Raw genomic sequence first — 16,217 nt, forward strand, 5'->3', positions numbered from 1 at the left:
ATTAGTCGCTCCCAGTCCCCTTTATAATCTTTTTTATTTAATCGAAAATTCAATGTTTTTTTTAAACTGTCTTCCTTACACTCCGTAAATTCGGACAAGTGAAACAGCCCTAATGAGACACGTCGTTTAATCACTGCCTCCCTCCTTAATTCCTTTATTTGTACAACAAACAAAGACATGACTCACTTTTACGAGGGACATGCCTTATGTTGACTATTCTTGATTGTCATAGACTTCATCTTCTTCTTTTTTGAAGAATGAACGAATACTATCACGTTTTACCCAAACAACCGTCGCAAGAACAGTATATCCCAATAACTTGATTGCTAAAGTTGCTGGACTATCACCAGTTTGTGGTAAGACTGCTTGTCCCACTTGTTTTGCTTTTTCAGCAACATCTTTTACGACAGATGGAGTTTTCACTTTATTGACACGTTTTTCTGTGATGTGTTCTCCCTTGTCGCCATCAGCATCTGCCCATTCCTGTTTCGCCGTATTAATGATGTCAACACCTGGTTTCACATCTTTCTTCACAGTCACTGGGACATCAATTTTGTAGTATTGACCAAGAGCTAACTTGTCAGTATCCACAATATTAACTTTCTCGCCTTTAGTGCTTGTTGATTCTCTAAACACATTGGCACTAGTTGTGAGAACACCGTCTTTGTCTACGATATTAAAGAAATCAGTCACGTCTTTTCCTTCTTTGTCATAGACTTTGATATTTTTCACATCTAACTCAACAGATGCCTCATCGTAATAATCCGCCATACGTAAATACGTTAATTTACTAGTCACATCAAACGGACGAGCGTCTAACCACAATTGATACACCAATTTTTGACCAGGTTTCACAGTCGCTGTATTGATGTTGGCTTTCTCATTGTTTTTCTCATCGTCTTTGTAAGGGTCTTTGTTAGACTCTTCGTAACGATCCGCCATTTCTTCGTCATCATCCAACAATTTATCGCCACTTAAATCATATTTACCTTCAGATAAATCGAACTTATGAGGTTCAATCGTTGGTGTTTTTGTTTCCACTTCATTAGATGTTTTGTTTTCATCGTCAATCGTTTCCGTAAAGACGTTAATGACTTCATCTGATGATTTGTAACGGTAGAAGCTCGCATGAATCATAAAGCCAACTTCTTTGTCTCTATTCGCATTCACAACCTTAATAAAGTCTTCTGTGGCAGTAAAAATGACACGTCCATCTTTTTCTTCTTTGGCTGTAAAGAATGTCTCAGGCAATTCGTCCCCTTTTTTGTACTCACCAAAATCAGTTGAGGCGTGGGCATGAAATGCACCGTTGTAACGGTCAAACGTTTCATCGTAATTGTCATTAATTGACCAAGAAGTCATAGCCTCACGATTTGCTTTTAGTGTACTTGACTGTAACACGTAGAAGAAATCAGAGTTTAATGCGACATCCCCTTTGTTGATTGACTCGCCATCTTCTTTTTTGATGACATCTTTAACTGGAGGGTCTGAAGGGTCCACCTTATTCACACGTTTTTCTGTGATATGTTCTCCCTTGTCGCCATCGGCATCTGCCCATTCTTGATTGGCAACATTCAGAATGTCTTTGCCGACTTCAACATCTTTTTTCACTTTGACAGGGAAATCAATTTTGTAGTATTGACCAAGAGCTAATTTGTCAGTATCCACAATATTAACTTTCTCGCCTTTAGTGTTTGTTGATTCTCTAAATACATTGGCACTAGTTGTGAGAACACCGTCTTTGTCTACGATATTAAAGAACTCAGTCACGTCTTTTCCTTCTTTGTCATAGACTTTGATATTTTTCACATCTAACTCAACAGATGCCTCATCGTAATAATCCGCCATACGTAAATACGTTAATTTACTTGTCGCATCAAAGGCTTTCGTATCTAGCCACAATTGGTACACCAATTCTTGACCAGGTTTAACATTAATCGTATTTAAGTTCGCTTGATCATTGTTATCGACCTTATCATTGTAAGGATTGTCGTTTGTGTCGCCGTAACGATCTTTTAATTCACTATCATCATCCAACAAGTCTTTTCCTGTTAAATCAACTTGTTCTTTGCGTAAATCAAACTTATGAGGCTCAATCGTTGGCGTGTGTGTGTTCACTTCATTTGAACGCTCATTCTCATCATTAATCACTTCATCAAACACATTCACCACTTCGGTTGAAGAACCAAAACGATAGAAACTAGCATGAATCGTAAAGCCAACTTCTTTGTCCTTATTGTCGTTGATGACTTTAAGGAAGGCTTTTTTAGCCGTAAAAATCAATCGCCCTTTTTCTTCTTTTACACTAAAGAAGTTATCAGGCAATTGGTCGCCTTTTTTGTATGTCCCAAAATTAGTTGCTGCGTGCACATGATACTCGCCGTTGTAACGGTCAAACGTTTCATCGTAATCATCATCAATGACCCATTCGGTCACTTCACCACGTTTAGCATTCAATGTAGATGAATTTAATACATAGAAGAAATCAGAGTTTAACGCGACATTTCCTTCATTAATTGACTCGCCTTTTTCTTCTTTGATGACATCTTTTGTCGGTAAGACCACTGGTTCAACTGGTTTATCTTCAGGGTTATCATTAAAACGCAACGTAGACAAACTAATTGTTGGCACGCTAGGTGTCACTTGCCCAACTGTTCCAGCACTATTTGGATTTTTTTCAGTCGCACTATCTTGTAACGCAAATGAGCGTTTAGAGAATGGTTCGCTAAAATCTTTGTAGTAGCTAGCAGTAATCGTTAGAACATCTTTTTTGGCATCTGTGACCATATGAATGTAGATAGGCTTAATATCGTCATATCCTTCCACACCACTTGATTCATTCAACACCCAATCGCCATACACTAAGTCGCCTGAAGCATAGCCATCGTCACCAGTTATTGGATTCACACCTGTTTTAAAGACCACAGGGTCGGCTTTAGTGCCTTCTAATGGTGTCGCGGTAAATTCGATGTCATTGTATCCTGAACCACCTTGACTGTTAGGTAACGTCACCATCTTATCTAAGGTAATACGTGCTTTGATAGCTTGTTCTTCACTTCGCTTATCTTCCGCAACAACCACTTGTGTTTTGTCATCTTTTTTGGTTAATTCAAAGGTATGTTTTGTTGGATCTACGACGTACCCCTCACCTGCATCGACTTCTAACCAGTAGTATTTACCTAATGCTAAGTTTTCAACGCTTGCAAGCAAGGCATCATCCGTCACATCCACCACAATTGAGTCACCAAAGTTAACGTCTTTCCCACCAATTATCGCAGACGTTACTTTTTCGCCTTTAACTAATTTAGGTTTAGGAATGTCCGTCCATTTCACTGGATCATTCACTTTATGTGGGCTTGAACCAGTTGACGTATCATTATAGAATAATTGGTATTTCGCCGTTTTTAGATTAGCTTTCCCATTTTTTTCTTTTTCCGTTTCCTTATCGACTTTTTCAAGTGTGGTTTTTCCTTTGATTTCTTGGTTAGTTCCTGATGTTTCACCAAAAACAACGGCGGTTTGTTGATCTTTGTAAGTTAACGTCACTGTCTGAGGCTTAAACGTATTCGCCAATCCTGCCGAGCTTTTAACTTCTTCAATCACATATTCACCTAAAGGAAGATGCGTTGCTTTTGCGACACCTTGTGCGTTAGTTTTAACGGTTACCACGCGTCCATCTGTTTTAGAAGTCAACTTAAATTCATTTCCTTCAAGCGAATACTGTTGATTCCAAAGAGACGTTCCCGATTCAACACCTGCTTTTTTAATGGTGATATCCCCTGTAACCTCTTGATTTGTTCCGTTAGCGGTTGTAAAGACTAATTCTGTTTGATTGTCTTTATAGGTTAGGTTAACCGTTTGTTCTTCAAACGATAAGACAAATCCTGTTGAGGCTTCAATTTCTCTAACAGTGTATTGACCAAGTGGTAAGTCCTTTGTCGTTGACGCCTTTCCATTTTCATCCGTCGTCAACACTTTTTTAATCTTACCGTCGGCTGATGTCACCTCAAACTTGTTGCCTTTTAAGGTGTATTTGTTGTTCCAAAGGTTAGTACCTGTTTCTTTCCCCTTCTTCACAATAGAAATTTGTCCCTGAACCGCAGTATTAGTTGGTTTCACTGTGACAGTATCTCCTGACGGAATAGTAACCGTTTGATTCTGTCGTATCGTTTGACCCGAACTCGACCAGTTTGATGATTTCTCACGTAGTGTGACCTCACCAGCTGGTAATCGTTGCGATTTTCCCTTACCGTTTTTATCGAGTTTAATCGTATCAATCACTTTTCCATCTTTATTGACCACTTCAAAAGTCAATTGAGAAAAGTCATATTGGTTATTAGGAAAATTCTTACCATACTGTGTTGTGGACTTGTCGATTTCAATGAATCCACCTAGTAAGTCACTTAAATTCCAGGGCGTGCTACCAAACTGACCAGTCACAATATCCAAGTGGTCATTCTTACCATCGGTATATTTGTACTGCACACTATTTGAGTTATATTGTTTTAACACGATATAACTGTTTGAAGATAACTCAATTGTGTCCTCAACAATCGCCCCATTTGATGAAGACTTAAAGCCATTACCTGAGGGTGTCAATGCCGTATCTTTTGATAAGATGTATCCTTTTGCCCCTTTACTTCCCATGGTGGCTAACTGACTGGCATCAATGTCTGACATCTTAATTGGCATTAACGTGTCATTAGGTAAAGGCTGACCTGTATCAGTATTTATTAATGTAATCGTATAGTGAATCGATTCAATAAACCAAAACCCTGTCCCATCACTCGTTCCACCGTTGATACCGCCCCCTTCGGTAGACCCACCACTAGCACCGGACCCAACATTGGTCGTCGCACCCCATGCCAGAGTGATGACCCCATTTTGAGATTTTGCCCCCATTAACACGGGTGATTTGGCATCTCCCCCAGGAGCTGTCGCTCCATCAAATGTTATTCCCATTGATAAAGGAATTTTTTTCCCTGTGGCCGTATCCACTGCAGAGCCAACATTTTTAATGACTGCACGATCACCTGTTTTTAATAGAATCGCTTTATCAGTTGGATTAAACCCATCTTGCCCGAATACGTAAGTTGGTGATTGCCCAAAACTAGATAAGTTCTTTCCATTAAGTAAGGTGGATTGACTATTCCAATATACTTGATCCACGACATAAGGTGGGGTACTGATTCCTTCTAATAATCCTGAAATAATACCAGTAAAACTTGGATGACTCGTGTCATTAGTCGGTGACTTGATGACTGGGGCGTTATTAATCGTCCCGACTTGTGTTGCCCCACTCGGTAGAGTAAGGGCCTCGACTACGCGTGAGCCGATAGGCGAATTGGTAAGTTGTGTCGCACCAAATCCCAATCCAACAATCGCCGAGCCTAACGCAAGATACTTAACCGCTTGTTTCTCCTTTCCTAGAATATATTCCGAAAATAGCTTTCGTTTCTTCATTGACGACTCTCCTTTGTCTTTTTCTCTACTGTTTAAATTGTCGTTTCCTTAAACAATAGGTAGTTTTTCGTCGTTACGGACAAAATAAAAAAAGACACCTAAAACAATAATTTCTTGTTTTAAGTGTCTTTTATTTAACTACTTAATAAAGCTATTTAAAAAAACCTGACCAATCAGCATTTGACGCATCTTCTTCTGCCTGATCTAACTGGTCCTGATTAGCATACCCACCGCCTGATGAGCTGCCGCCACCATTTGATGAACTTCCTCCGCCATTTGAGCTACCTCCACCTGTTGCGGGTGGATTGTAGTTATTCCCTCCTGAAGAACTGCCGCCACCATTTGATGAACCACCGTTTGAATTACCTCCGCCTGTCGCAGGAGGTGTGTAGTTACTTCCGCCATTTGAATTGCCTCCACTTACATTGTTGCTGTTTGAACCAGCATGACTGCCTTGATTGTTAGTTGAGGCTTGATTGTTGTTTGAGACTTGATTAGAGGTAGCTGCTTTCTTAGATTCGTCTTCTTTTTTCTTCTTATCTGCTTCTTTTTTCTTGTTTACGGCTTCTTTTACTTGATTGAATTTGTCAGTCAAGGTTTTCTTAGTTGCCTCATTTTTAATGCCTGAAACAGCTTTTTCAGCGTCTTTTAACGCATCATCACTTGTCGTATCGACTGGTTTACCCTCTTTAAACAACGCATCCACTAATTTTTGTGTCTCAGCGATTGACTTAATTTGATTCGTTGCACCATCTAATAAGTCTTGAATGGCTTCTTGCCATGATTGACCTTCAACCGATTTATCTTTTACTGGAATGTATTCTAATTGTTTGGTGTTGTTGAATTCTTTAGCGACAGCATCAATGTCTTCTTGTTTCAGATTATCTTTGATACCTAACTCTTTATCGACTTCGTTGCCATTTATTGCCACTTTATCCTTGCCTTGATAAAGTCCATTGATTTTATCTTGAATGGTTAATTGGAATGTCGTTGCATCTGCCAATTTTGTTGTTTGATTTAATAGTGCTTTAAATTCTTTTGCTTGTTGCTTTGTATCATTTAAGTCGTAGTTAATCTCTTTTTTCGCTAGTTTTTTTAATTTGGTCACAATAGCCGTCACTTCATCTTGTTTGACGTCTTTTGTTAGAAATGACGGATTATCTGTTTGACGCAACGCGTCAAGCTCTATATTTAGTTTTTCTAATTGTTTCGTTGCCTGCGACAATGATTTTTTTGTTTGAGAAATTTCTTGTTTTTGAGCCTGAGCTGTCGAATAACTGGTAGCACCAACGCCTCCACCGATAACTGCAACTGCCAATACTGACCCTAATATGATTTTTTGCTTTTTTGTCCATTCACTTAACTTTTTCATTTGTTTATCCTCCTTTTTACCTACGTTTATTATACATGATTAGTTGAAAATTGTGTCCGACTCATTGAAATTAATAAGTGAATCATCGGGTATATAGTTAATATCTACGACATCCTCACTTCTAAATGGGATAGCTTGTTCATTATAGGACATTAGAATATAGTGTCCTTCCTCAATACAGTCAATGATTGTCCCTCTTACTCCATTAAACAAACTCACTGTATCGCCAATTTCGATTGTTGGCATGATTTTCTCCTTTCTCAATTCTAACTATTTTTCCATCAAAGATCATGGCATCTTCTTTTGCCTTATTCAATGAATCGTAACGTTTCGCAAGTGACATAGCACCAGGCTGATTATCTAAAACAAACGTCACCTTATTATCATCATATCCTGAAAAAAAGCCATTACCTATTTTTATGATGAAAACATTTTCCAATGTCATACGCCTACGCCCCTTTTTCACAATAAATGGTGTTCTTTCCAAAAAACAAACTCTAGTGACTCATTTTGATTTAGTTCCATTGCCTACTCTATCCTTCGTCATAATATAGATAAGTGTGATAGCAAGTATCGATAGGATAATCGATACAGCATTCAACATAGTGATGTAACCCCTTGTTGCAATTGAAAAAATAGCGACAAGTATATTGATTGCGTTCACTGTATATACGGTGCGTCTCATAATTGTCATGTTTATCATTCCTTTCTTAGCTACATTAGGTCTCTGTCGATTGCGAGGACTTCTGTCTTATCATCAATTAACTGATCTAAAATTTCAGTGTCTGTCAAAGTATCGCCATCTTCTGTTTCGAGTTGTCTCATCTTGTGTATCGTTTCTGAAAATGAAAGTTCTTTTAGTGACTCTTGAATAACCTCAATGTCTTCTGTTTCTATATCAGCAACATACTTTTGGTAAGTCGTGATTGCTGAGTCTTTATCCGTTGCTTTAAGCAACGCGTAATAAGGTGCATCTGATTGGAACTCATAATATTTGATTGATTTCATATCGATTCCTCTTTTTTTATTTTTTGTGTTCATTCACTTCATTCATTAGCAAACGCCCTTATTTAAGTCCACCGACTGTAATCTCTTTGTTGTGAGAGATCAATCGTCATGTCTTTTATAGATGTTAAGGGACACCTGATACCTTTCTCCTGTTGTCAAATTAGCTTAGAGCTAATCGAGGTATCTAACCATGATGACATCCTGTGCCATCAAGTAGCGTTCACTCTTCCACCAAGTTACTAGCATTAGGCTGCATGTGGTTGTCTTGTTTATACTGGTACTTGTAAGGTCACCTTGCTTCCCCTTACCACAAATCCTTTAAATAGCGTCTCCTTTCACGTTACGCACCAGTTTTATTCAGTTTTCAAAGAACGTTGTCATTTAGAAAAGTGGAACTTATTATTAAAGTTAACTGTTTCTTTGTTTGCTAATCAATGAAGTCAATGAACATCAGTGATTTAGGCTAATTGTTTGTTGACCTGCCATTTTGGCAGACGTTCCTTAGGATGCTTCTTCGCTATGATTTGATTGTTGTACATGACTGTTTTGACTCTTTCATAAATTTGGATGGATGATTCGCATATTGGTTCTTGTGACGTTGACGTGTCGTATCGCATAAATCGACCATCTGTCATGTTAATCCATGTATAATTGTCTGTTGTCTTGACTGATTGAGACTGTTGTTCTAAGTCTTTCACTGTAAATATTTTCATCGTATCCCTCCTAAGTAGTTTATTTATGTACACAAAAAAGAGGAGAAGTTAACTTTTGTTAGTTAACTTCTCCCCTACTGTCGCTCTCTTTTTAACACCAGCTATCATTTAATAAACTCGTATCAGTTTGATATTCTTCTTTGTGTAAGCCAAAGAAAGTTATCGAAACTTTATCGAATGTTTGATATACTATTCATGTTGTAAAGAGATTTGCGACAAAAGGAGGCGTCACTAACAACAGGTACTTTGTTGTTGGCGAAGAATGGTTTTCCGTTGACTCCGATAAGAGTTGGACGCTCTTGTCGTGACGAGGGAAATCATTTGCCTCTTTTCTATTTACACAAATCACATTTAAAGTTAATCATGTTTAATTAACTTTCGTTAAGAAAACAATATCACGACTTATAATTGATTGTCAAATAGAAATTAGACAGATTTTTACCACACCCCATTTTTTACGGATACTGATTATCCGTTTTTTCTTTCACTAAAAAAGAACGTACGTTCGCTTAAAGTATATCAATTAAAAAATTAAGTGTCAATGAGAAAAATCTAATTTTCAAGCCAATTATGCATAGGGATAACAGGAGATATCTCATCTTCTAATCCTAATTTATTTTTTAAATTTCTCGCAATATCAGTTGATGGGTCAACAGAAGCATTATCTAGTCTTTTTTTATATCCGTTGATAAAATAGTCAGCAAATGAGCTAATACCCGTATCTGATTCACTTTTAATCTTCATCCAGCGTAGTTGTTGTTCAATGACATCAGGGTTTAGTAAATCTATAGCAGTTGAAAAATAAACAAGTATCTTTAATATTTCCATTTCATCAATTTCAGAATAAAAAAGTTCTTGAGCAAGGTAACGCAATTCATCCGATGATTGAATCAATTTTCGAAGGTCTTCAAGTTGGTTATTATTTATATTTTTTTCATCATCATCAATGGTTTTAGTTGTTACTGTTCTATTGTTATTGTTCTTAGTTGTTACTGTTAATTTATGACCTTCATTTTGGGGGATACCCCTATCCTTCATTTTGGGGGATACCCTATCCTTCATTTTGGGGGATACCCCATCGTTATCTATACAACTGTCATTATCAGATAATTCTTTGGGATTTGTGTGTAATGTATAAACATTTTTGTAGATAACTTTTTTTTCATTTCTAAAAGCCTCAACTGAAATATAACCACAATCGATTAATAATTTTCTATGACGATAAAATCGATTTTCCCCAATGTTTAAGTCTTCAAGAATTGTCTTCAATTTTGGAAACACAGAATTACCAGCACCAGCATAGCTCACAAAATAAGCATAGATTGCTTTAGCTTCAATAGTGAGTCTTTTATCTTTTGCGACTGCTTTAGGCATGATACCATATCCCATAGAATTAATACCTTCAATAACTAATTTATCTTCAAATTCAAAATTATTTTCCATTATTTTTTCTCCTGTCTTAAAGTCAATTAAAATGTAACCTAAAAAAATTAAATAGTAAAGCCTAATTTAAAGGGAATTACAAAAGATTTACACATTTACACATTTACACAAACATAAATGTGTAAATGTGTAAAAAAATATTTACAAATCATCGTGAGTTGTGGTATTATAAAATTACACAAGTGTAAATGCGTAAATGTGTAAATGTGTAAATGTACACATAAATATAGGAGGTAGCTATGAATTATATTGATTTTCCAGAGGAGTTAACCAAATTAGCTTCTCAATTAAAAAAAAGTAGTAGAGTTATAAATGTTGCAAACCAAAAAGGTGGAGTTGGCAAAAGTACAATTGTAAGAGTATTGCCAACAATGTTATCAATGCTTGGTTTTAAATGCCTTGTTATTGATTTAGATATGCAAGCGAATGCAACTAAATCTTTCTTTATAACACGTAATAACTTACATGAAGATGAAATAACTATATTTGAAAAAACGTTGATGAAAGGAATTGCTGAAGGTTCGTTAGATAAATTAATTATTGATATAACTGACAATCTGCATTTCATACCTTCAGCGATGGATTTAGAAAGTTTTCCAACCTTTCTAAGTAAAAGATTTGGTCTAGTTGATGAGTCAGACTCTGATTATTACAAGGTTAAAGAAAAACAATATTCATATTTTCAATCTTTAATTGATCAAGTAAAAAATAATTATGATTTTGTATTTTTTGATACACCACCTTCAGCGTCAGATTTTACAAAGGCATCAAGCTATGTAAGTGATTATGTTTTAATAGCTTTTCAAACACAATCAGATAGTTTAGACGGTGCTGTTGACTATTTAAGCAATACACTAACTAAATTGAACCAAAACATGAATACTCATTTTGAGGTTCTTGGAGTATTGCCAAATCAATTTTCAAATAAAAAAATTGATATGACCACTATAAATGATGCTATTGAAATTTTTGGTGAAGCTAATGTATTTCAAAATATCTTACCTAATATTACAGAAATTCAGAATATACCTCGTGATGGACTAATTAATGATACGTATTGGAATAGTCGTATGTATAAAATGTTAATACCGGTAGTTCAAGAATTTCTAACACGTATATACATAGCTGAGGAGGAATAGGTAATGAGTAATGAAAACAAGGTAGGACAAAATTTATTTGCAACATCTAAAAAAAGTAATAAAAAAGGACAATATAAACAACCAATAGTTCCAAATGAATTGTATGATGGAATTAAAAATAGTATCAGTCTTTCTAAAGAAAGAGGGACATTTAGAGTTCCACTTGAACAAAAGTTAGAAATAGATGCTTTACTTCAAGTTTCAACAGAATATAAGTATGTTTATGAATTATTAGCAGAATTAGTTTTTGAAAGAGTTTCAACTTTCTCCAAAAGTGATAGAGATAAATATAATAATATTCTTTCTGATTTAAAGGAAAAAGAGATAAAAAAACTAGAGAGAAAAGCAAATAAAAGTAAATGATTTTACACAATTACACATGTGTAATTGTGTAAAAATATCCTTAAAATCTTGAAGCTGCTGAAAAGAAAAAATAAGTATGACAAATAAAAAAGTATTTTTAGATAGTATTGATATATTTCAATAATAAATAATAAATAATAAATAATTAATTATTTATTATTAAGGATAAAGGAAAAAAACTAGTAATTTTTATATAAATATAACCATACGTATCCTTATACATATAAGTATGCGTATGGTTATTTGCATATTGATATACATAGTATGATGTTTTTACATAAGTTCCAAATGAATTATATGATGGAATCAAAAATAGTATAAGTCTTTCTAAAGAAAGAGGGACATTTAGAGTTCCACTTGAACAAAAGTTAGAAATAGATGGTTTACTTCAAGTTTCAACTTTCTCCAAAAGTGATAAAGATAAATATAATAATATTCTTTCTGATTTAAAGGAAAAAGAGATAAAAAAAATAGAGAGAAAAGTAAATGAATTTACACAATTACACATTTACACAATTACAAATGTGTAAAATTTATATCCTTAAAATCTTGAAGCTGCTGAAAAAAATAAGTATGATAAATAAAAAACTAGCAATTTTATATAATCATAACCATACGTATCCTTATACATATAAGTATGGTTACTTGCATATTGATATATATAGTATGATGGTTTTACATACTTGGTTTTATTCAAACCATTTGTTATTGTTAGTAATAGAAACATGACGTATGCTTTCGATAGGTAATGAAGAACCCTCTAAAAATAACAAATATTCACTATAACCTCTGACATTACCAGTGATGTCTTTAGAAAAACTTTGTGTGTTAAAATGACGTTCGTTTAATTGGACACTCACGCATAAATTTTTCAGTATGGCATGCCCTAATATATTAAATACTTCTTCTTCACTCATTTGTCGTTTAGGTAAATAGGTTATATTTTTTTGCTTTGTTTCCTCTTGTTGTGTAGATGTATGTTCAGACAAATAAAAACCCATAAATTTTTTCATTCCTCTATCTTTATAATAATCATTCAACCTCATGTTATCCCATCCATTCCGCCTGCATGGCCACCAACTAAATGACTACGATCAATCGCAGTTGCACCTTCTAATAAACTACTAGCATGTACGATTGAATCAAATCCAAAACGATTTCTTATCATATCAATTGATTTATCTAATGAAGATGTGTTGATTGTTTTTTCTGGCGTATCAAATAAATTTAGTTGAAGGGCTTGTGCTGGTTCTAGTTTAGAACAGCTAACAGCTAAGTTCCTTACCGCAAAAGGTTTGTATTTTTGCTCAAAAAGAGCCAAACAGTAATCAGCAATCATCTTAGATGAATTAGTTGGTGTCACACTAAGTTGTTTTGAAAATCCTTTTTCTACTTCGTTTCGTGAGTACCCAACAGAAATACCAATACAACCAGTTTGTAACTCTTTTTTACGTAATCGAGTCGCTACTTGTTCTGCTATTTCCCTTAAAACAATCTTTGTTTCATTCGGATTAGTATAATCTTTCGTTAAGACCTGACTATTTCCTATACTAGTCGATTTTGGTTGATACTTTTCTCTTATGTTAGATCGATCAATCCCCCAAGCGTGTGCAACTAACTGTTCACCCATCACACCTAAAGACGACTTCAAAGAAAAGTAATCATAATGAGCTAAGTCATATACTGTATAGATACCTTTGTCGTTTAATCTTTTTTTAGTTCGTTTATTAATTCCCCAAAAATCAGTTAACTCTTTAATTTTCCAAACGGTGTTTGGAACGTCCTCATAGTGCCATTCTGCAATCATATTTCTATTATTCTTTGCTTCATTGTCTAGAGCTAATTTACTAAGTAACATATTATCGCCAATTCCAATTGTACAAAATAGACCTAATTCGTGGTAAATCTCTCGTTGAAATTGAACGGCGAATTCATGTGGTGTCATATTAAATAGTTTTTCAGACGCGTCTACACGAATAAACGTCTCATCGATTGAATAAACATGAATATCTTCATCAGCCACATATTGTCTAAAAATATTATTAATATGTGTGTTTTTCTCGATGTATAGGTTCATTCTAGGTGGAACAAAATATAAGTCAGGATGATTTGGTATTTCAAATCGTCTAGAGACATTACTGATTCCAAGTTCTTTTTTTGCACGAGGTGACGTTGCTAATGCAAGACCTCCAGGAGAATCCCCACCACTCATTACAACCAATAATGTTTTGAGTGGATGTAACCCTCGTTCAACGCATTCACAACTGGCATAAAATGACTTCATATCGATACAAAGGTAGTGATGTCGCGGTTCATTATCATAGTCAAAGTATTGTTTCATTGAAACACTCATATTAAGCACCTACTTTATAGTAGTCAGAGGGGTTAATGTGATAGATCATCTTCTCTACTACTAATTGACTTCGACTATTCATATGACCAGCGATTGAAATATTCTTTGTTCCATCAGGTATTAATAGAACTTGTTGGCTAATTGCTTGATTGCCAACAATGCAATTAATGTTTCCTGAAGAAGTGTCTAAAGTAAATCGTACTAATAGTCGAGGAAAGGAGGAGATCACTTTAATTTTTTTTATCCTACCCTTTGAATAAACCATTGTAAAACCACCCTTTCTTAATACTTGTTACTCTAATTATAAGAACATACGTTCTGTTTGTAAAGGAGTTTTTTGAGTAAAACAAAAAAGCCTAAATGAGAAAGTATCCCATCCACGCTTTTATCTAACTATTTTTTTTAATGACAAAGCCACGCTTTTCTTTTTTCTTCTCTTCTTTTCTAGGTGGAATATATTGAGTGACCAACTGCAAACCACTCTTAAACATGATGATATCTTCCCCATTTTTATTTTGAGATACCAGGTAGTCGTCACCTAATTCAATGATTTTTCCTACAATTACTTCACCATCTAAAAAGCGAGAGGTTGTCATCAGTCCTTTATATCGTTTCGGTCTGAACCTATCATAAGGTGTACGGTATTTTTTAGCCATCTTAAATCACCTTATTTATCGTCGCTGGTAGGCGTAATATATTTAATCGCATGTTTGTAGATCATATAGATATTTCCCTTCGCAGACTTTAAATAAATTTCATATTTTTTTATGTAACGTATTTCTCCCAACATTGCTTTTCCATCAACGAAAACAATTTTAACCTGTTTTCCTACAAAGTTTTCTATATTATATTCTTTTTCTAATTCTTCTGACATAGGATGACCTCACTTCTGTATTTTTCTTTATTTTACCATAAAAAATGATCCTTTTTTTGTCTTAAAATCCTCTGTTTGAGTTCACTATTACAGATATAACAACGCAAAATAAAGAAGTCGTTAGGCAGATGGATAATAAATGCTTATCTATCAGCTTTTTGACTTCCTTATTTTGGTCAGTTTCGTGAACTGTAATATGAATAATTTATCTTTTAATTAAACAGTAGACACAACAAAATCAGTGACGTGATGTATCACTGATTTTGTATCTAGTTTAAAAATTCAATACTCTACTTGGATCAACAAACTCTCTCCAAGGTTGTTTCCCTATCGCAAAGTGTAAATGAGGTCCTGTTGAGTTACCCGTTGAACCAACTCTGCCAATGGTATCTCCTGTTTGAACTTCTGTACCAATCATCGTATCAATTTCATTCAAATGGAAGTAGTGACTATAGTAGCCATCACTATGTTTAATAATCACATAATTACCTGCAGAAGGATCATAGCCAGTCTGGACAACTAAGCCATTATTTACACTACCTACTAAGGTACCCGTAGAAACAGCTAGGTCAACTCCATAATGAATTTCACCTGTGCGTTGTTCTCCAAAAGGGCTACTAATGTGATAACTTTCTTTCAGAGGTAACTGATAACCATGAGGTGAGGTAGTCGTTGATTCATTTAATACATGACGTTTTAATTTTCTCTTACCAATAACAATGGATTCACCTGGTTTGATTTCATCACTTTTTTCTAGTGACTCATTCCATCGTCTTAGTTCCTCAAATGTGACGTCGTAATCACGAACTAAATCATCTAACGTATCATCTTCTTCCACCACATGAACTTTTTCTCGGTAAACAGCTTCTATTTTACCTTCACCAGAATCATTATCGAACTGTGTTAGGCCATAAGCCTCAATGATGCCATTTAACTTAGTCGCATATTGACTATCCGTAGCATATCGCCCAGTTAAAAATTTAGTCGCCTCTTTGTAAGAAGAGGTTTTAGACTTCCATGTTCCTTGATAAAACTGTGGATTACCTGAAATACCTCCTGATAATAAAGCAGCATAATCCATCATCGATTCTTTATAAGATGGATAAGCTCTAAAGCCAGCTTGAATACCATACATCTGACCATTCTCTTCTTCTAAAGTTGCCATAGAAACAGATTGACCTTTATAGGTTCCTTTCACACCAAATAAATTGTAGTGTGGTGCAAGAGATAAGCTGCTTGAACCAAATCCGGATTCAAGAGCTGCCTGAGCTAACATAACAGAAGCATATAAATTATTTTCTGCCGCAATTTTTCTGGCATCTTTTGATAACAAGTTAAAGAACTCCGCGCCACTTAAGGTACGACTAATCTGATAAGAGATTTCCTTGTCTGACTGTTCCTTAACCTCTGGGTTCTTTTGATCTTTTATTGTTTGTTGGTCTGTTGATATGTCTTTTGTTGTTGATTCATTTGTCTCTTTAGGAGTAGA

The 16,217-nt window shown here is 35.1% G+C and carries 16 protein-coding genes; 2 read left to right on the forward strand and 14 right to left on the reverse strand.

Features of this window, described 5'->3' with window-relative positions; translation table 11 throughout:
* Window positions 1-213: 213 nt before the first annotated feature.
* From DW196_RS09405 to DW196_RS09435, 8 genes are all read right to left on the reverse strand, one after another.
* The gene (locus tag DW196_RS09405; RefSeq protein ID WP_118251080.1) at window positions 214-5,463 is read right to left on the reverse strand and encodes an LPXTG cell wall anchor domain-containing protein; all 5,250 of its coding nucleotides are present in this window, start codon (window positions 5,461-5,463) and stop codon (window positions 214-216) included.
* 151 nt (window positions 5,464-5,614) lie between these two features.
* Entirely contained in the window at window positions 5,615-6,835 is a 1,221-nt protein-coding gene (locus DW196_RS11405; protein ID WP_158563567.1) for a hypothetical protein, read from the reverse strand.
* A gap of 39 nt (window positions 6,836-6,874) precedes the next feature.
* Entirely contained in the window at window positions 6,875-7,081 is a 207-nt protein-coding gene (locus DW196_RS09410; RefSeq protein WP_147408683.1) for a hypothetical protein, read from the reverse strand.
* A complete protein-coding gene (locus DW196_RS09415) occupies window positions 7,041-7,280 on the reverse strand; it encodes a hypothetical protein (protein ID WP_118251082.1) in 240 nt (79 codons plus the stop codon). Before DW196_RS09415 ends, DW196_RS09410 begins: the two co-directional genes overlap by 41 nt.
* A gap of 60 nt (window positions 7,281-7,340) precedes the next feature.
* Window positions 7,341-7,529 carry a hypothetical protein gene (locus tag DW196_RS09420; protein ID WP_118251083.1) on the reverse strand — a complete coding sequence of 63 codons (189 nt, stop codon included), beginning with the start codon at window positions 7,527-7,529 and terminating at the stop codon, window positions 7,341-7,343.
* 20 nt (window positions 7,530-7,549) lie between these two features.
* Window positions 7,550-7,843, reverse strand: a complete 294-nt coding sequence (locus tag DW196_RS09425) for a hypothetical protein (protein ID WP_118251084.1) — start codon at window positions 7,841-7,843, stop codon at window positions 7,550-7,552.
* Window positions 7,844-8,301: 458 nt separating this feature from the next.
* Window positions 8,302-8,556: a hypothetical protein gene (locus DW196_RS09430; RefSeq protein ID WP_118251085.1), complete on the reverse strand. Its 255-nt coding sequence runs from the start codon at window positions 8,554-8,556 to the stop codon at window positions 8,302-8,304.
* 552 nt (window positions 8,557-9,108) lie between these two features.
* Window positions 9,109-9,999: a helix-turn-helix domain-containing protein gene (locus DW196_RS09435; RefSeq protein ID WP_118251086.1), complete on the reverse strand. Its 891-nt coding sequence runs from the start codon at window positions 9,997-9,999 to the stop codon at window positions 9,109-9,111.
* Between the two features lie 239 nt (window positions 10,000-10,238).
* Here DW196_RS09435 and DW196_RS09440 point away from each other — a divergent pair, with 239 nt between their 5' ends.
* Together DW196_RS09440 and DW196_RS09445 are read left to right on the forward strand one after the other, a co-directional pair.
* Window positions 10,239-11,138, forward strand: coding sequence for a ParA family protein (locus DW196_RS09440; protein ID WP_118251087.1), 900 nt, complete (start codon window positions 10,239-10,241; stop codon window positions 11,136-11,138).
* 3 nt (window positions 11,139-11,141) lie between these two features.
* Window positions 11,142-11,501, forward strand: coding sequence for a replication-associated protein (locus DW196_RS09445; protein ID WP_118251088.1), 360 nt, complete (start codon window positions 11,142-11,144; stop codon window positions 11,499-11,501).
* Between the two features lie 689 nt (window positions 11,502-12,190).
* Here DW196_RS09445 and DW196_RS09450 read toward each other — a convergent pair.
* The 6 genes from DW196_RS09450 to DW196_RS09475 all read right to left on the reverse strand — a co-directional run.
* The gene (locus tag DW196_RS09450; protein ID WP_118251089.1) at window positions 12,191-12,547 is read right to left on the reverse strand and encodes a hypothetical protein; all 357 of its coding nucleotides are present in this window, start codon (window positions 12,545-12,547) and stop codon (window positions 12,191-12,193) included.
* Entirely contained in the window at window positions 12,544-13,854 is a 1,311-nt protein-coding gene (locus DW196_RS09455; RefSeq protein ID WP_233541949.1) for a Y-family DNA polymerase, read from the reverse strand. Before DW196_RS09455 ends, DW196_RS09450 begins: the two co-directional genes overlap by 4 nt.
* A 1-nt stretch (window position 13,855) precedes the next feature.
* Window positions 13,856-14,119 carry a hypothetical protein gene (locus DW196_RS09460; RefSeq protein WP_118251090.1) on the reverse strand — a complete coding sequence of 88 codons (264 nt, stop codon included), beginning with the start codon at window positions 14,117-14,119 and terminating at the stop codon, window positions 13,856-13,858.
* Between the two features lie 124 nt (window positions 14,120-14,243).
* Window positions 14,244-14,510 (reverse strand): hypothetical protein, encoded by a 267-nt coding sequence (locus tag DW196_RS09465; RefSeq protein ID WP_118251091.1) that lies wholly within the window; start codon window positions 14,508-14,510, stop codon window positions 14,244-14,246.
* A gap of 11 nt (window positions 14,511-14,521) precedes the next feature.
* Window positions 14,522-14,728 carry an RNA chaperone Hfq gene (locus DW196_RS09470; RefSeq protein WP_118251092.1) on the reverse strand — a complete coding sequence of 69 codons (207 nt, stop codon included), beginning with the start codon at window positions 14,726-14,728 and terminating at the stop codon, window positions 14,522-14,524.
* Window positions 14,729-15,002: 274 nt separating this feature from the next.
* The coding region (locus DW196_RS09475) for a glucosaminidase domain-containing protein (protein WP_118251093.1) at window positions 15,003-16,217 on the reverse strand (1,215 nt) is incomplete at its 5' end.

Source organism: Vagococcus sp. AM17-17 (genome assembly GCF_003471765.1).
Lineage (GTDB): Bacteria > Bacillota > Bacilli > Lactobacillales > Vagococcaceae > Vagococcus > Vagococcus teuberi.